This is a genomic window from Microseira sp. BLCC-F43 (assembly GCF_041929235.1).
In the GTDB taxonomy this organism is placed as follows: Bacteria; Cyanobacteriota; Cyanobacteriia; order Cyanobacteriales; family Aerosakkonemataceae; genus Microseira.
In genome coordinates this window covers 82,898-102,362 of record NZ_JBHFNP010000040.1, presented here as the reverse complement: position 1 = coordinate 102,362, position 19,465 = coordinate 82,898, and the positions used below count along the sequence as shown (strand labels likewise).

Here is a 19,465-nt window from a genome sequence, read left to right as displayed (position 1 = left end):
AACATACCATAGAGAGCAAAAACCAATCATTAAAAAATCTGAAAATATGTATATTTTTGTATTTTTTTGTTATTTTAAGTAAAATTTGCTAATTCAAAGCATAGCTTTAATTAACGTGAGTTCGACTGTCGATCCGACGGGAAGATCGATGTAGACACCGGCGATAGCGATCGCAGTAAAGCAGGGGGTTGAAATTAAACCACCTACTCTACTCAGTTAAATTAGGTAATTTTAGCAACAATTGTAGTGGCGCGACACAGCTAAAGTAGTGCATTAGCCAATTAGCTTTAATTCCAACAAATTCAGGTTTTTGCTGATTTCCTACTGCCTCATTTTAGCCTTGCCACGCTAGTAGGGTAAGTTAGTCATGCCTAACGCACCAAATACATGTTATAACCAAAAAATATAGATGCGATCGCGCAAAAACAATGACGCCAATTTCTAAACTTTTCTCAAGTGTATTCTGTCTCTTATTTCTCGCAGGTCAAACCCCAAAAGTACTAGATCAACCTACAACCGATGCGCTAATTGGTCAAGTAACCTCGGTCAGCCAATTAGAAGATGTTCAGCCGAATGATTGGGCGTTTCAAGCACTACAATCGTTAGTTGATCGCTATGGCATAATTGAAGGTTATCCTGATAACACTTTCCGAGGAAACAGAGCGATCGCTCGTTACGAATTCGCAGCGGGTTTAAATGCAGCGCTAAACCGAATTAACGAAATAATCGCCACAGGAACAGAAAATTTAGTTGCTCGCGAAGACTTACTAACCTTGCAGCGACTTTCTGAAGAATTCGCGGCAGAACTATCCGCACTCCGGAGTCGGATTGATGCCCTAGAAGCACGCGCTACAGAGTTGGAAACCAATCAATTTTCTAACATAACAAAGCTTACAGGTCAAGTTATTTTTGCCGTAAATACAGGCAGAAGAATTGCTAGCCAAAGAATAATCGCTCCCAGAGGCGCAGTTATTAGCGAAGATGACCCGAATCCCACCTTTATTTATCGAGCCAGTTTAGATTTAAATACCAGCTTTAGCGGCACAGATTTATTAAAAGTTAGATTAGTAACTGGCAGCGATGGCATTACCGACAACGCCGCAGGATTTCTTGAACCTAACTTAGGAAGTACTTTAGACTTCTCAATTCCCGGTCGCGATGGTCGGTTCAGCCTTGCAAGATTATACTACAGTTTTACGCCTATAAAAGACTTAAAAATTACAGTTGGACCAGCGCTAGTTGCTCCAGATTTTGTCGATAAAAACCGCTATGCAAATACCAGCTTTCTGGACTTTTCTACCCTAGCTTTAGTTAATAACTTTATCCTACTTCCCAGACCAGGGGGCGCGGGTATTGTTATCGACTGGAATCCGGGAGGAGGTGCAGTAAAATTACGAGGACTATATGTTTCTGGAGATGCAGCAGATAGGTTACCCGAAAACGAGCGATTAATTGGTGGCGGCGCACCTGAAAATATCCGGTTATTTCCTACAGCGGGTGGAGATGCTAAAGGGGGTTTTTTTGGCGATCCTTACCAAGGATTTTTAGAACTAGAATATGCTCCGAATAAAAATTTTGCCCTTCGCCTCCAGTACAGCGGCGGTGAAATATTTGGTAGCCATTTTAATGGATTTGGTATCAATTTTGACTGGGCGCTGAACCAGAAATTGGGTATATTTGGACGATATGGTTATGCCAGTTATCCCGATACCAGTTTGGGCGATATTAGCCCGAATTACTGGAGTGCGGGAGTTGGTTTCCGAGACTTGTTTGTACCGAAAGCTTTAGCAGGCATTGCCGTTGGTCAACCTTTAATTGAAAATGCCGTCGGGAATGGGACTCAAACGAACTTTGAAGCGTTTTACAACTTTCCCTTCAGCGATAGATTGCGGGTTACACCCTTAATTCAGGTTATTACCAATCCCGCCAATCAAGAAGCGAACGGTACAATAATCACAGGCACTTTACGAACGGTATTTTCGTTCTAAAAAGATGAATCAGTCCAATCCTAATTCTATACTAACCAAAGCTACCTTGCTCCTCGCCAGTACTTTAACGGTAATGTCAGGCGCAACAATTGCCCCTTCCTTACCCGCAATGCAAGACCATTTTGCATCGGTTGAAAACGCGGCAATTTGGGTGAGATTGGTATTAACAGTTCCGGCTTTATTTATTGTGATTGGTTCGCCGATTGCGGGTGTGATTGTAGACCGAATGGGACGCAAACCGCTGTTAATTGTCTCTGCTGTATTGTATGGCTTTGCAGGGGGTTCTGGTTATGTTTTAAACTCTCTATTTGCGATTTTAGGCGGTCGTGCTTTGCTCGGTTTAGCCGTCGCTGGAGTAATGGTAAGCGCTACCACATTAATTGCAGATTACTATATTCGACAAGCTCGCGCTACTTTCATGGGATTGCAAGCAGCATTTATGGGGTTGGGAGGAGTTTTGTTTCTCTCTGCTGGGGGTTCGCTTGCTTCTGCAAGTTGGCGATATCCATTTTTAATTTATCTGTTTTCTTGGGTTTTAGTGCCTTTAATTTTGATATCTATTTACGAACCGCGTCGCGTTAATTATGCGGAATCGCCAGGAGGAAATCAATCTGAAATTAATGCTTCTATACCTGTAAACCTGCTCATACTTGTTTATGGCGTGACAACGCTGAGTCAGGTGGTTTTCTATTTAATACCAGTCCAATTACCGTTTTATCTCCGCAGTTTGACCAATGCAACACCAGCACAAAGTGGTATAGCAATCGCATTCTGTACTCTCTTTAGCGCTTTTGCCTCTTTAAGCTATGGCAAAGTAAAAGCAAGGCTGGATTTTGTCAGCATTTTACCCGTCATTTTCGGCTTTATGGGCATCGGTTATGGGATTATTGGTTTAGCGGGTAACTATGGGTTGATATTGTTAGGTTTAGCCACAGCAGGTTTAGGATTGGGACTGCTAATGCCTAATATGACCGTATGGGTATCTTTCGCAGTACCAGATGCGGTGCGAGGACGCGCTTTAGGAGGACTTTCTACGGCTTTATTTTTAGGGCAGTTTCTTTCACCAATCCTGACTCAACCTGTTAGTCAAAATGTCGGTTTGGGGTTGACTTATGCTTTTTCCGGCGCACTGCTTTTAGTTTTGGGAATTGCTTTTACTGTTACGAAACAGCAAGTTATCGCTTTAACTGCTGTTTCCAAACCCGTGCAGTAGGGGCGGGGTTTACAAACAATATACCTCTGGCAAAAATATGTGAGGCGGGCAAGATGCCCACCCCACAAAACCAGAAAAATTCTTGTGGGGTGGGTGTCCTGCCCGCCCTTTAAATCGTCTCAAAAGGACTTTGGCAACAGGTATAATCTTTAATACCTAGATTTTCGACTTCTCTAAGAAGTCGGGGTTCTAGGTGTTATAGTCGCCCCTTTATATACACCCTAGATTAATCCTTCTCGTCTTTGTCATCCTTGTCATCATCTTCTTCATCCTTTTCATCTTCCTCATCAGCTTTATTACCAGCATCGCTGGGGCGATTTTGTAGCTGCTGCTGCGGGTTATTTGGCGGAATGGGGGAAGGCGCTTCTTTTTCAGAAGCGCAAGCACTTGTGAAGACAAGCAAAACAAACGCTATCAACCGCACAATTAGGTGAGTTTGACTCCTCATACCCTTTTAATCTTGATAAATTACGAAGTTGTTTCGTGAATATTATCAGATGACGGGATGCGCTTTTCTAAATATTGACCGATCATCAATTGTTCGCCAGCACGGGATATAATGCTTTGTCGCGTGCGATAGTTATTGCCAATCAGTTTTAATTCTTCCTCAAATACAGAATCGTTATATTCTGTCTTTAAACACAAAGTTTTGGGATTGGTGAAGTAATATTGCGCGGTGACTGGTTTGGATGTGGCGAAACCGCGATCGCGATACACTATTTTTCCCAACACCCCAAACAGCGTCGAACCCTGGGACTGTTTCCGATCTGTTACGGAATCCTTGCTGTCCCAGGTAATTTTCGCCCCACAAGTCAAGGATACCTGATCGCCCAGACCGTGCAGTTGCGCCAGTTGCCCTAGTTCCTCGCTTCCTCGTTCCAGAAACTTGACGGTAATAAAACTTACCATCTCCTGCGTTTTTCCATCGGGTAGGGTGTAGTACCGACGTTCTGAACGCCAAGCACCCTCGGATTCTTGGAAGAACTCGGCAATTAGCTGCTCTCCATCGGTCTGTGTAATTTGTATCAATGATGTCACTGGGGTCAATCCTTATTCATCGCCATCTATATCTACATTGTACCAATGCATAAAATGGGAACTTGGATAAATTTCGTAACTTTTTTTAATATTCTTTGGCTTGGGGGGGTGAGGGAAAAACTGACCATTAGCGATTAGCGATTAGCCATTACCCATTACCAAAAACTTCAAAATCTATCAAAACAAACTTGCGAATCGCGATTTGTTTATTGTTTTCTGGATCGGATAAAGCTGATTTGATTACCAGCTTCCATGCAGCAGGTGAAGAAAGGGCTGGTAAAGCTAGTTGGACAGCTGTCAGCAACTTTCCTTGCTTGCACGCAACCCAGCTAGAGCGCAGTTTCATATAAGATTGAAAATGTTGCAGGTTTGGCAGAGCAGCCCGATGCTTTTCGTTGGTAATGGCGTACATTTTTGCCATTACTAATAGGTTGCTATCTAGACTTTTTTGCAACCACGGGGGCTGCTTGTAACGGAAGATAATTGCTTCGATTAAAAGCTGCCAAGCCTGTGGCGATAATCCGGCTGGAAACGCAAATTTAATCGAACTAAGATAAGCTTTCTGCTTGAGCGCAACCAAGCTCCAATGCAACTTGACATAGGCGCGAATCGCCTCAATTTCTGGAATTAATGCGCGGTGATTTTCGCTGACTAAGGCGTGGATTTTTTCCTTGATTAAAATATTGGTTTCTAGCCGCTTTTCCAGAGAGAACTTTTGATTGTAACCTCCAGGCCAAACTGTGCGATAAGCCAAACATTTATTGATAAAAATCGCATCTCCAAACTGAGCAATTCTCAGCCAAGAATCAATATCGTCAAAGTTGGCATCTAAACTGGAATCCCAACCCCCAGATTGAATAAACGCATCGCGGCGGAAGGCGACTTGAATCGGCGTACCAAATGGAATTTGCTCCAACAGCATTCCATAATGGATATCTTCTTGGGGGATATAAAAAGCTTGCCCTGGTCCCATTTTACGGGTGCGGCTAATTTCTACTTGATTGACATCGACTTGGGCAGCTTGACAAGAACAGATTACAGCTTCCCGGCGTAGCGCGATCGCTCGCATCATCTCCTTGATACAATTCGGGTCTAAATAATCATCGTCATCCACCGGCTTGATCCAATCCCCTTGCGCCACTTGCACCCCAGCATTCACCGAAGCCGCATGACCCATATTAGTGGGGTTACGATGGTAGGTAATGGGAGATCCCAAGCTGCGGACATAATCTTGGGTGTCATCCGATGAGCAGTCATCCACCACCACCACTTCACAGGGTACAGTTTGGGCAAGAGCAGATTCAATGGCTCGCTTGAGAAACGACAAGCGGTTATAGGTCGTGATGACAATACTAAATTTCATCTGGGTCACCAGTAGAACACCCTAGCAATAGGGTTGTGGGAGCGGGAAAGTAGGAAGTAGTGCTACCCTAACTCTTTCCTTACTACTTTACCGTTGCTCCAGCCAACTGCCAAAAGGGAGAATCGAGGCGGACAAGATTGGGTCACACCAACCAGCATTGCTTTTATCCGCTGGGGGCGACGGCTGCGTGCTGGTAGCAACGATTTTTGCCGAATCGCCGCTACCCCGATTTATGGCGATTGCAACGAGCCAAACCAATGGGGTGTAAAGCTTCCGTGCAGACCATAGGGAACGTGATGCTTCAGATGCAATCGAGCCACAGGTCCTCGATTCAAGTCACGAGCATCCAAAATCGCCAAATCAGAGCGATGGTGAGCCGAATCATAGACTAATGTTAGCAGCCAACCATCATCTTCATTCACAGTCTCAGGGCGAGGGACGAAAATAGGTTCGCTGACATAGCCCTTGGGTGCTGCACTCCAGACTTCTCTGCTACCGGACTTTAAATCAACTTTAAGAATTGCCTGAAGCGGAGCGTTGCCGGATGGCGCATGAGCAGCACCCAGATAAAGATATCGATAAGGCTGCCCTACTTTTGTGGGATTAACCCAAGGAAACTCGCAGCACCGACTTTCCAACATCTGACGCTGCACCCCTGGCTGCCACGGCTCTGCCTGGGAGCGCCCTCCTCGCTCCCAGGCAAAGCCGTGGGAGCTATTCAAATCGATCTCAAACCGCCACAACTGTCCAGGAGATAAAGCCTCAAAATTAGTTTGGCGATAATCCGATTCAGGTTCAACAGAGGGCAAGGACTCATAACAAATTGAATCCAAATAGATTTTATCCCCCTGCTCAAAGGCATTGGCATGGTGGAAAACAAAACCCGCTTCGGTTTGGAGCAATTGCATCGGTTGCTTGGGATTCCGAGGGATAATAATAACTTGGGTTGGTCGATTGGGATTCAACTTAATGCACTCCGCCGCACCTCGCCAACCCAGCACAAAAGGCAGCGGATTGAACCTCACCGGATTCTGAAAGAAAATACAGTAATTCGGTGTAATCGCAAAATCGTGAATAAAGGCAAAACCCGGAACATAATGGCTGTGTTTTGTCAACAGCTTGCCCGATGGCTCGAATTCGTAGATAGTAATTTTACTTGATAAACCTGGTTTGATAGAAAAGTTGACCAATCTCCCAGTTTTCCCATCAATTCGAGGATGGGCAGCGAAGGCATCATCCGCCTCTAGCACCCCATCAAGGTATTCTAGTCCCAAAGTTTCTAGAGTGTAAGGGTCTAAGCGATAAGGTGCCGCTGCTTCCCACAACGCCAAAAGTTTATCGCCCCAATAAATTACATTTGTATTTGCGATATTTTTGTGCCTTAAATCAAACGCATTCGCTAACCAGCCCCCCGGTTTTTGAGTGCCAAATACACCGCGATAAAGAATTCTGCCCGCCGCCTGTTCTTCTTGATAGCCTTTTGTGCGGACAAAGCGGTTGGAAAAGTGGGCACTACCATCTTTAAACGCAATCTTGGCAATCATCCCATCCCCATCAAATGGATGGTGGATGCGCTGTCCGTTAATATCCAGCAAACCGGGACCATTGCGAAACAAAGTGCCGTTTAAATCCGCCGGAATATCTCCTTCTACATCATCGATCCAGTAATCAAACTCTTGTTTAAGAGATTCGTAGCCTCGCTGCCAATCTTGGGCATTATAAGAAGTTACTGGAACCGTAGATGCGTGTTCGTATAGTTGAAAGGTCTGCATTGGTAATTGGTAATTGCTAATTGCTAATTGCTAATTGGTAATTGCTAATTGCTAATTGGTATTTTTTTATTATTACCGATTACCGATTACCAATTACCCATTCATTATTCAGCCGTATTATCGGCTTCTACTAAGCGGGACTGCTGCACTAATTCCGACATCAGATCTGGCAAAAACGGCTGTCCCATGTGCTTGGAAGCGGTAGAATCTAGTTCCAAAGCCGGAATGGGTTGAATTGTATGAGATTCTAGGTCTGTTTGGGGATCTCCGGTTGGTAACCAACCCAAAAACGGTAAGGGCAAAAGCGTGCTGAGGTTGGTAATAACAACTAACAGCCAGAGTAACTCAAAGTTGGTTGCACTAATACCAAACCAATGCATTAGTAAAGCTCCAAACTGAGCAGACAGCATTCCTGCCAAATTTACCACCGACATTAGCAAGGCAAATAACGTAGCTTCTATCCCTGGAGGGCAGAGTCTGGCGGCTAATACTAAAACGGGCATGTAAGCAATTTGTCCCATCACGGTGAGGACAAGACTATCCCCCAAACTAAACCATTTGTCATCAATTCCTAAGGCGCGATTGGTGTGGGTAACTAGCAGTAGCATCGACATGCCCAAAATCGTCGATATTACCGTAGTCCAACCAAAAATAGTCCGAAATGGCATCGTTTTAAAGTATTTTTGGAACAGCCAGACCCCAACTAAAGATGCGACACTGGTTACCAAGCGCACCCGCCCCAAAAACTCTGGTTGAAACCCCAATTCGTTAGTATTGAAGAAGAAAAACGCAGCATCTGCGCTTGGGGTAGACTGGCAAAGGAAGATAAACACTGTGGGCATCCAAATAGCTTTTTGGCTAACGGCTTTCCCCAGTTGCTGCACTTGGTGCCAAACGCTACCAGCATCGGGAAGCTCAAATACTGGCGACTCGGCAATTAACCAGGCCACACAGGAAACAATCAGCGGAAACGTAGCCGTAATGCCAAATACGGTGCGGGTGCTGAAATGTTCTAATAAATAGCCGCTAAAGTAAGCGGTGATTAAGCCTCCAAGGGCAGAAGCCCCCCAAGCCAGGGATTGAAGCGATCCGGCATGGCTGACAGATTCACCTCTGGCGCGTTCGACAACGAGGGAATCTACAATCACGTCGCTAACGGTAATTGCTAGGGTACCGAGAGCGATCGCAGCTGTCGCCGCCCAAGCGGTATGTACTACCGTCGCCAAACAAATCCAAGACGCCGAGCCCAGCAATCCAGATAATATCAGATACGGTCGCCGCCGATACCCCAAAATTGGTAAACCATCGCTCATAAAGCCAAATAGAGGCTTGACGATCCAAGGTAACCCAGCAATCCCCATCAAGGCAGATACTTCCGCCGGACTCAGCGCCAGTTCGTCCTTGAGAAAAAAGCTAATCGCTAAGCGTGCCAGTCCTACAATGCCCTGAACTAAGTAAACCAGCAAAATTGCCAGCAATTCTGCATTTACCTCATTACCAAAAAAAAGCTTTTTTGTCAAGGGTTTTTTCAGATTGGACAACTCGGAGGAGGAAACCAGCATTGATAAAATATAGTTAAGAATTATTGACTTTTATATCATATGCATGGGAGGGTGGGGTCTGTCGGAAGAGCGATCGTTGATGGAAAAAGGTATCAAACAATTGGGGAAAGGGGGATTTGGGGAAACTTACTTGCACCTATACTAAAAACATGAGTGAAGCAAACACCCTTACTATCCAAATTTCTGGGGATGATAGCTTGCGCCTCGCCGCCGAAGCTAAACGCCGTCAAATTGACGCTGATACCCTAGCGCAAATGCTACTGCACGACAGTCTAACTAAACTAAGTCCCCTATCACCAACGGATATAGAATCTCTTGAGAAGCTATACACCTTCCAAGGAAAAACAGAAGTCTTGCAGTTTCTAGACAAATATCCCTTTCTGGTTCCCCTGGTGTTAGAAGCACACCAGCATATTCGCCGTCATTTTCCCGATTCACCGTTGTATCTGCAACATATCACCGATCCGGAGTACGATCATCCCCAACTAGCGGTTTATATTGATAGACCAAAAGAACTGAATGCAGAGGAAGCAATTGATATCCTTGAGGGAATTGATGATGAATGGTGGATCGATGCCGAGACGCGATCGCAAGACAAAATGTTTATCGGTTTTTACTAACGAATGAGTTTTGATTGGTCAGAGTATCTAAATTTAGCAAGAGAACTCGCACAAGCAACGACCGATGAAGCCAAAATGCGATCGGCTATCAGTCGAGCTTACTATGCTGCGTTCATCAAAGCACGCAATTTTTTACAAGAACGGGAAGGCTTAACAATTGTCACGGAAAATTCCCACCAGTATCTGATCAACCAATTTAAGAATAGTTCCGATCCAGCGCGTAAAAAACTTGGCGAGAGGTTGAAGCGGTTAAGAGTTTACCGCAACCAAGCAGATTATGACAATACATTTCCACGATTAGCAGAAAAAGTTCAGGAGTCTTTAACTTTAGCCAGACGAATTATTTCTATTCTCGATAACTTGTGAGATCGTGTCCGCTTGCTTCAGCATTGCAGGTCGGGGGCGGGTTGATCAACACAATTCGCAAGGCATCAAAAGTAACTGGTAAAACCCGCCCCTACAAAACTTGATATGGCTGCAAAACTCTTCTAAATCTTCCCTCTGCGTCCTGGAGCGCCTCTGCGGTTAAAATCTACAACACGCCCTTAGAACTAGGAATCGCACCCGCACGACGGGGATCGACTTCTACCGCCATCCGCATTGCCCTAGCAAAAGCCTTAAACGTTGCTTCAATAATATGGTGCGAATTAATTCCATCCAATTGCCGGATATGCAGCGTCATCTGAGAGTGATTCACCACCGCTACAAAAAATTCCCGCACTAATTGAGTATCGTAAGTTCCAACCCGCTGCGTCGGAATCTCCAAACCATAACTCAAGTGCGGGCGTCCGGAAAAGTCTAGCGCCACCTGAACTAACGCTTCATCGAGTGGCGCGAGGAAATGCCCGAAGCGGACAATACCTTTGCGATCGCCCAAAGCTTTCCCCAAAGCTTGCCCCAATGTTATCCCCACATCTTCGTTAGTGTGGTGGTCGTCTATTTCTATATCTCCCTTGGCTTGGACTTCCAAGTCAATTAGCCCGTGGGAAGATATCTGATGCAGCATGTGATCCAAAAACGGAATTCCCGTCCTGGCGCTGCAATTGCCCGTTCCATCTAAATTGAGACTCAAATATACGTCAGTTTCCCCGGTTTTGCGGCCAACTGAAGCAGTCCGAGGGCTTAGAATTAGTTCCGGGTGTTGGGATTCGGTTGTGGGGCGATCGCTTGTCTGCATAATTTGGTAATTGGTAATTGGTAATTGGTAATTGGTAATTGCAGATTTGAGATTTGAGATTTCAGATTTAAATCTCAAATCTCAAATCTCAAATCTCAAATTCCCCATTAACCCATTCCCATGATTTCGTATCCAGCATCGACGTACAGGATTTGACCTGTAATGCCGCTAGCTAAGTCGCTACAAAGGAAAGCTGCCGCATTTCCCACTTCTAACTGCGTCACGGTGCGTCCCAGGGGTGCGACTTGCTCGACGTGGGAAATCATATCGCGAATCCCACCCACAGCGGAGGACGCCAGCGTGCGAATTGGACCTGCTGAGATCCCGTTTACCCGGACATTTTGCCCGCCTAATTCCGATGCTAGGTAACGAACGTTCATTTCCAAGGCAGCTTTGGCGATACCCATCACGTTATAGTTGGGAACTACCCGCACGCCGCCTAAATAGGTTAGCGTGACGATACTGCCACCTTCTGTCATTAAGGGTTTAGCTGCTGCACTCAGTTGAATCAGCGAGTAAGCGCTGACATCTAAAGCCAGGTTAAACCCATCTTTCGAGATTTTGCTAAAATCTCCTGATAAATCATCTTTATTTGCAAAGGCCAAACAATGGATCAGAATGTCTAATCTGCCCCACTTGTCGCGGATAGTATCGAAGGTAGCCTGAATCTGCTCGTCATTTTGAACATCACAGGGTAAAAATAGACTTGGATTGAGGGGTTCTACCAGTTCGGATACTTTTTTCTCAAAGCGACCCCGGTCATCGGGTAGGTAGGTGATGCCAAGATTCGCGCCTGCTTTATGCAGTTGTTGAGCAATACCCCAGGCTATCGAGCGATCGTTGGCGATGCCCGTCACGAGGGCGTTTTTTCCAGTTAAATTCAGCATAAAGGTTTATTATATCGGAACAAGGGTTAGTTTCTCCGCCAGCTTTTCCCTCGGCAAGATGGTCACACTGGGGAATATATTACCAACTTGTTCGCTGCAAAGCCCCTGGCTTTAGACATGGGAATTTAGCTTGCCGTGGGAATTTATTCGCTTTTCCGACTGAGGAAGCTAAAGAAGCGATTCTGGGAATCCCCTCGCCTTCAGGCATGTAGAGGATGTCAATTGATTATCGCCCCCATCTCCCCCATGGCTTGACTTTCCGCCAAAAATCACCAAAAGTTAGCAATGAGGTGTGTTACCCCTCATGCCCTGTCACTCGATTCCTGGTATAAATGAATCGCCCTCTTGCTACCAAGCCAAGAACTACAATTGCCCCCTACCACCTTTGACCCGTCACGCTTTCGCTTCCACATGAGGTAATTTAGCAAAAATACTGTAGCTATTCATACAAACTTTGTGAAAAGTAAGTAAAGCTTCGTTTATTTGTCAGAGTACCGGACGATGAAAAACCCAAGAAAAAGTGTTAAAATATACATTTAATCAAAAAAGACTGCTATACAAAAAACTACACGGCGTCCCTAGCTTTTTGCCGTCTGGAACTAACTCACATTGAGACTTGCCGCTCGGTTTGTGAGGTTATAGTGCATTGCTAAGGAGTTGAGAGAAGTCTTTAGAGTTCGGTGAGGACAACTGAAATGGTCGTGATGCAAGATAGACCTTTAGCAGCCGTATTTCGGCAAATCAGCAACCCATCGTTTCCACCAGTTGTAGAAACGTTTGAGCGGGGGAAAACGATCTTTTTCCCTGGGGATCCGGCTGAAAGAGTATATTTCCTGCTCAAGGGGGCTGTCAAGCTTTCGAGGGTGTATGAAGCAGGGGAAGAAATTACCGTCGCCCTGCTGCGAGAAAATAGCGTCTTTGGCGTGCTGTCTCTGATTACGGGGAATAGATCCGATAGATTTTATCATGCGGTGGCGTTTACCCCAGTAGAGCTGCTATCAGCGCCGATAGACCAGGTAGAACAAGCGCTGAAAGATAATCCAGAATTTGCCATGTTAATGCTGCGGGGTCTGTCGTCGCGCATCCTGCAAACCGAGATGATGATCGAGACGCTGGCGCACCGAGACATGGGATCGAGATTAGTCAGCTTTCTGCTAATTCTGTGCCGAGATTTTGGCGTTCCTGGTGCCGAAGGGATTACGATAGATTTGAAGCTATCTCATCAAGCGATCGCCGAAGCAATAGGTTCGACTAGAGTGACGGTGACTCGTTTGTTGGGAGATCTGCGGCAAGAAAAAATGATCTCAATCCACAAGAAAAAAATTACCGTACACAATCCAGTCGCCTTAAGCCATCAATTTACCTAGTTAAATAGGTTATACTTGACCCGGTCATAGATAGTGAATCATGGCTAATTTCTAGGTTGCCAGTCTGACCTCAGCCTCCCCAACTGTCAGGAAAGTGACCGTGGGAAGTATACAAAGCAATAGCCAGCGCAGTAACTGACGACCGCAGGCGCAAGCGTACTCAGCATGAGTTAGGCTGTAACTGGGTGAGGATCGTCGAACAATATGACTACAGGGTGGATACTGATTGCGGCAATTTTGGTGTTGGGAGGCGCGATCGCGTCAGTAGGCGATCGCGTCGGCACGAAGGTAGGCAAATCAAGACTTAGCCTATTCAATTTACGTCCGCGCAAGACGGCAATTTTAATTACCGTTTTGACGGGGAGTTTGATTTCTGCCTCGACGCTGGCGATATTATTTGGTACGAGCGAGCAACTAAGGACTGGAGTTTTTAAGCTGGAAAAAATTCAGAAAAATCTCCGAAACGCTCGCAAGGAACTAGAAAAAACTAAAACTCAAAAAAGTCAAGTAGAAACAGAGTTAACCCAAGCTAAATCTCAGCAGGCAGAAGCACAACAAAAACTAGATGCGACAAATCAATCTTTGCAATCAACTTTAGTCAAACTATCGGAAGCAACTGCCAACCAAGCACGTACCGAAACGCAACTAAAACAAACCCAAGGGCAATTAAATAACAATAATAACCAACTGAATCAAACTCAGGGGAAATTAAATCAAACTCAAAATGAATTAAACCAAACCCAGGGTCAATTAAATGCAGTTTCTGCTCAAGTAATGGCGCTGCGTGATGAACGCCAGAAGTTGATCGATCAACGGGATCAATTGCAAGCAGAACGCCAAAATTTAATCGAACAGCGCAATCAACTGCAAGCAGAACGTCAGAATTTAATCGGACAGCGAAACCAACTGCAAGCGGAAAGATCGACGTTAATAGAACAGCGGGATAAACTACAAGCAGAACGCCAAAATTTGCTGGGACAGCGCAATCAACTGCAAGCAGAACGCCAAAATTTGCTGGGACAGCGCAATCAACTACAAGCAGAACGCCAAGATTTGCTGGGACAGCGCAATCAACTACAAGCAGAACGCCAAGATTTGCTGGGACAGCGCGATCAACTACAAGCAGAACGCCAAGATTTGCTGGGACAGCGCGATCAACTACAACAGGAAAGATCTGCGCTGGTTGGACAGCGCGATCGCCTCAAAAACGAGATTGGCAACTTTAAATCTCAGATTGCCCAACGGGACCAAGAAATTGCCGCTCAAGACCAGGCAATTGCCCAACTAGATCAAACCATTTCCCAGCGCGACCAAGTGATTGCTCAGCGGGAAACCAGCCTTAAACAACTAGAAAGTCAACAAAAAGAGCTGGAAAACAAACAAGCCAACTTACAACGGGCAGTAAAAATTCTAGAAGAGTATTATCAAGATTATCAAGCGTTGCGGGGCGGCAATTTAGTTTTGTTTCGCAACCAAGTTCTGGTAACAGGAGTAGTTCGCATTGTCGATCCAAAAGCGGCTCGTCAAGCTGTAGATCAATTGTTGGTAACGGCAAACAAAGTCGCAATTGAGAACACTCGACCCGGTGACAAAAATTTCAACCAACAAGTGATACAAATTAGTCCCAAAGAAGTCGATCAGATCATCGATCGCATTGATGACGGTCGAGACTATGCGATCAGAATTCTCTCAGCAGGTAACTACATCAGGGGAGAATCTACCGTACAAGTTTTTGCCGATGTAACCCCCAATCGCATCGTATTCCAAGCTGGGGAAGTAGTAGCGGCAACTTCTACCAATCCCTCCACCATGACTCAAGAGCAGCTTGAGCAACGAATCGAGCAGCTAATTGCAGCTTCTCAATTCCGGGTGCGTCGCGCTGGCGTGTTGGCAGATAAAATTCAGATCGGCGATGCTCGCGTCGAAACGTTGATGCGCTTCATCGAGCAATTAAAACAGTCCGAGACACCCGTTGACGTGCAAGTGGTAGCATCAGATGTTACCTACACCGCAGGGCCGGTCAAAATGGATCTGGTAGCGGTTCAAAAGGGACAGATACTGTTTCGCACTTCACCTGATAGCTAAATGTCTAATCATACTCCCGCTCAGCCAGCAATTTTGGGCTTCGATCCGGGACGGGATAAATGCGGTATCGCCGTTATGGGAGCAGATCGGCAAGTATATTACCACGAAGTTATTCCCGCAGAAGTGGCGCTCGCTACCATTTCCCGCTTGCAGCAAAAGTATCCCATCTCGGTTTTGGTGATGGGAGATCAAACAACGGCTAAAGCATGGAAACGGAAACTGGAACAAGACTTGCCAGAACCACCGCCGATTATGCTGGTAGACGAGCGCTATAGTACCCTGGAGGCGCGGGCTCGCTACTGGCAAATGTACCCCCCAAGCGGTCTTTCTCGCCTCGTTCCAAAGGGAATGCGACCCCTCCCACGACCTGTAGATGACATTGTAGCTATCCTCCTGATTGAAAGATACTTATCGCGGGGATAGGGAATTGCAGATTTTAGATTGCAGATGGCAGATTGAAGACAAATCTCAAATCTAAAATCTGAAATCTGAAATCTCACAACTCGGCGCGGATGGTAAAAGCATAGTCCCCCCCAGGTTCCAGTTTGTAGTCGGATTTTTCTAAAAAACGGCTGAGGGGTTCTTGAATCAGGGCGCGTCCCAGGGAAGGTTGAAGGAATAATTTCCCCTGCTTGAAACACCACTGGAACTGCCAATCATATTCACCCGCTCTCACTTCGCCCTCAATTTTGCCCAACTGCCAAGACTGTACGGTAATCCGGACATAGGCAGTGGTTTCCGGTAAACGTTTACAACTCACGGTTCAATGGTTAGTCGATTTATTCCAAGTTCGTTTAATTACCCATGATAAAAACCTCTTGCCATTACAAGCGTCAGCCGCAAATGTGGATATTAAATATTTCTTAGGATCGAAGCAGCATATAAGGCGATGCGGCTAAAAATCGCATCTCACCACAGCTATCCTTTGTCAATCCTTGGAGAATCCCCTCTTGAGTACTAAAAATTCTGGGGACAAGAAACCATTCTTCCCCCCTACGCCATTAAATCCCCCAGACCTGGATCGGCAACTGCAAAGCACGGTCGAGAGCTTTTCCGATCTTCAGGCGCAATTGAATTACAAACAAGCACAAACGGCGTTGCGAGATTTGGTAGAAAATCTAGATCTGACGCCTCAAGAGCGGTCTGGACTAGAACCGGCGATTTACGATTTGCAGGCGATGCTTTCCAAGCTAGAACGCTCTGTGGTGCAGATCGCGGTTTTTGGCATGGTAGGAAGGGGTAAATCTTCCATCCTGAATGCGCTGTTGGGTGAAAAAGTATTTGAAACTGGTCCACTGCACGGCGTTACTCGCACGAGTCAGCGGGCGAATTGGCAACCTTCTGGGGATAGCGCGCGCTCTATCCTACAAGTAACCATTAGCGGTGCAGACAATTCCCAAGTCGAACTCATAGACACTCCCGGACTCGACGAGGTGGACGGAGAAACCCGCGCCGCCTTGGCTCGCGACGTAGCTAAAAGTGCCGATCTGATATTATTTGTCATCGCGGGGGACATGACCAAAGTCGAACACGAGGCGCTATCTCAATTGCGAGAAGTGGGTAAGCCAATTTTGCTCGTGTTTAACAAAATTGACCAATATCCAGACGCCGATAGGCAGGCAATTTATCAGAAAATTCGCGATGAACGGGTGCGCGAGTTGCTTTCCCCCGATGAAATTGTCATGGCGGCGGCATCGCCCCTAATTGCTAAAGCCACTCGCCGTCCTGATGGCAGTTTAGCAGTGCAGCGTCAACCCGGTACGCCCCAAGTCGATGAATTGAAGCTAAAAATTCTGGAGATTTTGCATCGAGAAGGGAAATCTTTAGTTGCTTTAAATACCATGCTCTACGCCGATAATGTCAACGAGCAATTGGTGCAACGAAAGATGGAAATTAGAGATAGTAGCGCCAACCGATTAATTTGGAATACAGCTATTACTAAAGCTGTGGCGATCGCCCTCAACCCGATCGCAGTTATCGATTTGCTCAGCAGTGCTGCGATTGATGTCGCGTTAATCTTGACTTTATCTAAACTATATGGTATACAGATGACCCAAGCCGGAGCGGTTAACTTACTGCAAAAGATTGCGATCGCCATGGGTGGTTTAAGTGCAGGGGAATTGCTGGCGAACTTCGGTTTAAGTTCGCTCAAAAGCTTGTTGGGTTTGGCAACACCCGCAACGGGTGGGGTATCTTTAGGCGCTTACGTATCCGTCGCGCTTACCCAAGCGGGGGTTGCCGGTGTTTCTTCCTACGCCATCGGACAAGTAACGAAAACTTACTTGGCTAATGGCGCTGCTTGGGGACCAGATGGCCCAAAAGCCGTTGTATCGAGCATTTTGGCATCGCTTGATGAAGAATCGATTCTCAGCCGACTTAAAGATGAACTGCAAGCTAAGTTGAAATTGCCAATGGCTAATCGCTAATGGCTAATTGGTAATGGCTAATTGGTAATGGCTAATGGGTAGCTGGTGAGAATATTTTCTGGCTTTACCATTAGCAATTAACTATTAGCCATTAGCTATTAGCAACCCTCAAAAGGTAACTAGCAACTTACGTTACTTAGTGTTGGTCTTTCTTGTCTTTAAATGAGGCTAGCCAATCTCTCACTTGGTCGGCGGCGATATCGCGACCTCCCAAACCAAAGGCGAGGGCAATGGCGACAGCGATCGCGCCCAACAACAAACCAAACGCCAAGTTAACGATATCGCTGGCAATTCCCATTTGTTGCAGTGCCATTGCAGAGACTAGGGCAATAATCGCAATTCGGGCTGCATTTCCCAGGATCTTACTTTGTGCTGAGCCGGAACTGACAATCAGGCTAAAGGCTAGGTTAGCCAGATAGAGACCAATGGCAAATACGAGCAAGCCCGCGAGAATGCGACCAAAAATCGCGATTATTGCCGTGATAATCGCCGTTAATCCTGGAAAAGCGAGTACCTCGGTTGCCGGTACGATCGCTAACAACATAATCCCGACCAGCACCACAATCCCCGCAATTTCTGAGGGAGTGCGGGTAGCTTTGGGTGCTGGTTGAGATTCGGGAGAGATATCTTCGACTACTGGCGGCGCAGTTCTTCTGGGTGCAGGTAGACCCAGCCAGGTGAAGATATTGTTAAAGCCAACGCTAGTCAGGATACTCGTGACAAAATCTGCCACAAAGCGTCCGATGAAGTAGGCGAGGGCTAAAATTACCCCAGCGGTGAAGATTCTAGGAATGGCGTTGAGAATTTGGTTGAGCATAGCGATCGCCGGGGCGGAGATCGCTTCAATTCGCAGCGCATTGAGGGCGGCGATCGCGGTCGGAATTAAAATCAATACGTAGACAACCGTACCGATAATCCCCGACAACGATTGACCCGAAGTAGTGGGAGAAATGCCGAATTGGACACCTAGCCGATCCGTCCCTGTTGCTGCTAACAAATTGGTGACAATTCGGCGGACAACTTGAGCAATTAACCAACCGACTGCGCCAATTAATATCGCGGCAAAAATCTTGGGCAGAATCGACAGAATTTCATTGAGCAGCTGCTGTACAGGTTGCAGAGTTCCCTGCAACTGTAACGTGTTCAATATAGCCGGGAGAAACAGCAAAAAGATAAACCAATACAGCGTATTGCCAATGGTTTCGCTCAGAGAAAAATCTGTGGCGGATGCTTCTCCAACTTGCTGCCCCAGACGCCGATCCAAATTGAGCGTGCGTAGGGAGCGAGTTACCAACAACTTGACCAAACTTGCCAGCAACCAAGCAACTCCCAATAAAAGCGCCCCACCTGCTAACTTGGGCAGGAAATCAAAGATTTGGGTGAGTAATTGGTTGAGAGGGGTAGAAACTGCCGTCAGGTTGAGTGCCTGTAAAAAGGCAACCAACGTGAAGATAATGATGATCCAATACACCGCATTGGCAATCCATTTCTCCACCTCTGGTGCTTCAGCGCCATCGGGACGCCCCGCTATCCAAGCAGAAATGCGGTTATCGATATTGGTGCGATTGAGGATACCCCGGATCGCGGCGGATGCGATCGCCGCGATCACCCACCCCAGGACTAAGATCGCGATCGCTGCCAGGATGTTCGGGATAAAGCTGCCTAAATTTAGCCAAAAGGTTTGGAAAAAGGCAGCCGTTTCGGCAGGAATATCCTGGACACGCGCTGGCGGTGCAGTACGGGGCGATCCGTTCTGTGCCTGTGCCAGAATTCCATTGATTGGCATCAATAAGCCCACATGCAGGGGTGGTGCCATATCTTGCCATATGTTATTCATGGTTCTCGATCAACCTCAGAATTCAGCGGCAAAAAGGCGAAAACTATCGCTTAAAGCGAAGTAATCGCTGACTGAGATACTACACTAATGCACCGAGTGTGGGAAGCCAGTATTTGTTATATTTTGCTAC

At 46.3% G+C, this 19,465-nt stretch carries 17 protein-coding genes; 8 read left to right on the top strand and 9 right to left on the bottom strand.

Annotated features, from left to right (window positions below; all coding sequences use genetic code 11):
- Nucleotides 1-428 precede the first annotated feature (428 nt).
- Both ACE1CM_RS06980 and ACE1CM_RS06975 read left to right on the top strand, forming a co-directional pair.
- The gene (locus ACE1CM_RS06980) at nucleotides 429-1,988 is read left to right on the top strand and encodes an iron uptake porin (protein ID WP_374876675.1); all 1,560 of its coding nucleotides are present in this window, start codon (nucleotides 429-431) and stop codon (nucleotides 1,986-1,988) included.
- 4 nt (nucleotides 1,989-1,992) lie between these two features.
- Nucleotides 1,993-3,201 (top strand): MFS transporter, encoded by a 1,209-nt coding sequence (locus ACE1CM_RS06975; RefSeq protein ID WP_374876674.1) that lies wholly within the window; start codon nucleotides 1,993-1,995, stop codon nucleotides 3,199-3,201.
- Nucleotides 3,202-3,427: 226 nt separating this feature from the next.
- Here ACE1CM_RS06975 and ACE1CM_RS06970 read toward each other — a convergent pair whose 3' ends face one another.
- The 5 genes from ACE1CM_RS06970 to ACE1CM_RS06950 form a co-directional block, all read right to left on the bottom strand.
- Nucleotides 3,428-3,649, bottom strand: coding sequence for a hypothetical protein (locus ACE1CM_RS06970; protein WP_374876673.1), 222 nt, complete (start codon nucleotides 3,647-3,649; stop codon nucleotides 3,428-3,430).
- A gap of 20 nt (nucleotides 3,650-3,669) precedes the next feature.
- Entirely contained in the window at nucleotides 3,670-4,239 is a 570-nt protein-coding gene (locus tag ACE1CM_RS06965; protein ID WP_374876672.1) for a phycobiliprotein lyase, read from the bottom strand.
- 148 nt (nucleotides 4,240-4,387) lie between these two features.
- A complete protein-coding gene (locus ACE1CM_RS06960) occupies nucleotides 4,388-5,602 on the bottom strand; it encodes a glycosyltransferase family 2 protein (protein WP_374876671.1) in 1,215 nt (404 codons plus the stop codon).
- A gap of 230 nt (nucleotides 5,603-5,832) precedes the next feature.
- Nucleotides 5,833-7,374, bottom strand: coding sequence for a carotenoid oxygenase family protein (locus ACE1CM_RS06955; RefSeq protein WP_374876670.1), 1,542 nt, complete (start codon nucleotides 7,372-7,374; stop codon nucleotides 5,833-5,835).
- Between the two features lie 104 nt (nucleotides 7,375-7,478).
- Nucleotides 7,479-8,936, bottom strand: coding sequence for a folate/biopterin family MFS transporter (locus tag ACE1CM_RS06950; RefSeq protein ID WP_374876669.1), 1,458 nt, complete (start codon nucleotides 8,934-8,936; stop codon nucleotides 7,479-7,481).
- 149 nt (nucleotides 8,937-9,085) lie between these two features.
- Between ACE1CM_RS06950 and ACE1CM_RS06945 the strand changes: the two genes are divergently transcribed.
- Nucleotides 9,086-9,556: a hypothetical protein gene (locus tag ACE1CM_RS06945; protein WP_374876668.1), complete on the top strand. Its 471-nt coding sequence runs from the start codon at nucleotides 9,086-9,088 to the stop codon at nucleotides 9,554-9,556.
- 3 nt (nucleotides 9,557-9,559) lie between these two features.
- Nucleotides 9,560-9,922, top strand: a complete 363-nt coding sequence (locus ACE1CM_RS06940; RefSeq protein WP_374876667.1) for a HEPN domain-containing protein — start codon at nucleotides 9,560-9,562, stop codon at nucleotides 9,920-9,922.
- A 166-nt stretch (nucleotides 9,923-10,088) separates the two neighbouring features.
- Here ACE1CM_RS06940 and hisB read toward each other — a convergent pair whose 3' ends face one another.
- Nucleotides 10,089-10,733: an imidazoleglycerol-phosphate dehydratase HisB gene (gene hisB, locus ACE1CM_RS06935; protein ID WP_374876739.1), complete on the bottom strand. Its 645-nt coding sequence runs from the start codon at nucleotides 10,731-10,733 to the stop codon at nucleotides 10,089-10,091.
- 107 nt (nucleotides 10,734-10,840) lie between these two features.
- Nucleotides 10,841-11,620, bottom strand: a complete 780-nt coding sequence (gene fabI / locus ACE1CM_RS06930) for an enoyl-ACP reductase FabI (protein WP_374876666.1) — start codon at nucleotides 11,618-11,620, stop codon at nucleotides 10,841-10,843.
- A 695-nt stretch (nucleotides 11,621-12,315) separates the two neighbouring features.
- Here fabI and ntcA point away from each other — a divergent pair.
- The 3 genes from ntcA (at nucleotide 12,316) to ACE1CM_RS06915 (ending at nucleotide 15,495) form a co-directional block, all read left to right on the top strand.
- On the top strand, nucleotides 12,316-12,987 hold the full coding sequence (gene ntcA, locus ACE1CM_RS06925) for a global nitrogen regulator NtcA (RefSeq protein WP_226575256.1): 672 nt from the start codon (nucleotides 12,316-12,318) through the stop codon (nucleotides 12,985-12,987).
- A gap of 204 nt (nucleotides 12,988-13,191) precedes the next feature.
- Entirely contained in the window at nucleotides 13,192-15,072 is a 1,881-nt protein-coding gene (locus tag ACE1CM_RS06920) for a DUF3084 domain-containing protein (protein WP_374876665.1), read from the top strand.
- On the top strand, nucleotides 15,073-15,495 hold the full coding sequence (locus ACE1CM_RS06915) for a pre-16S rRNA-processing nuclease YqgF (RefSeq protein WP_374876664.1): 423 nt from the start codon (nucleotides 15,073-15,075) through the stop codon (nucleotides 15,493-15,495).
- A gap of 73 nt (nucleotides 15,496-15,568) precedes the next feature.
- On the opposite strand, the gene ACE1CM_RS06910 is transcribed toward ACE1CM_RS06915, so the two are convergent.
- Nucleotides 15,569-15,832 carry a DUF3146 family protein gene (locus tag ACE1CM_RS06910; RefSeq protein ID WP_374876663.1) on the bottom strand — a complete coding sequence of 88 codons (264 nt, stop codon included), beginning with the start codon at nucleotides 15,830-15,832 and terminating at the stop codon, nucleotides 15,569-15,571.
- Nucleotides 15,833-16,088: 256 nt separating this feature from the next.
- Here ACE1CM_RS06910 and ACE1CM_RS06905 point away from each other — a divergent pair, with 256 nt between their 5' ends.
- The gene (locus tag ACE1CM_RS06905; RefSeq protein ID WP_374876738.1) at nucleotides 16,089-17,498 is read left to right on the top strand and encodes a GTP-binding protein; all 1,410 of its coding nucleotides are present in this window, start codon (nucleotides 16,089-16,091) and stop codon (nucleotides 17,496-17,498) included.
- A gap of 136 nt (nucleotides 17,499-17,634) precedes the next feature.
- Here the strand turns inward: ACE1CM_RS06905 and ACE1CM_RS06900 are convergent, their stop codons facing one another.
- A complete protein-coding gene (locus ACE1CM_RS06900; protein WP_374876662.1) occupies nucleotides 17,635-19,335 on the bottom strand; it encodes a mechanosensitive ion channel in 1,701 nt (566 codons plus the stop codon).
- Between the last annotated feature and the right edge of the window lie 130 nt (nucleotides 19,336-19,465).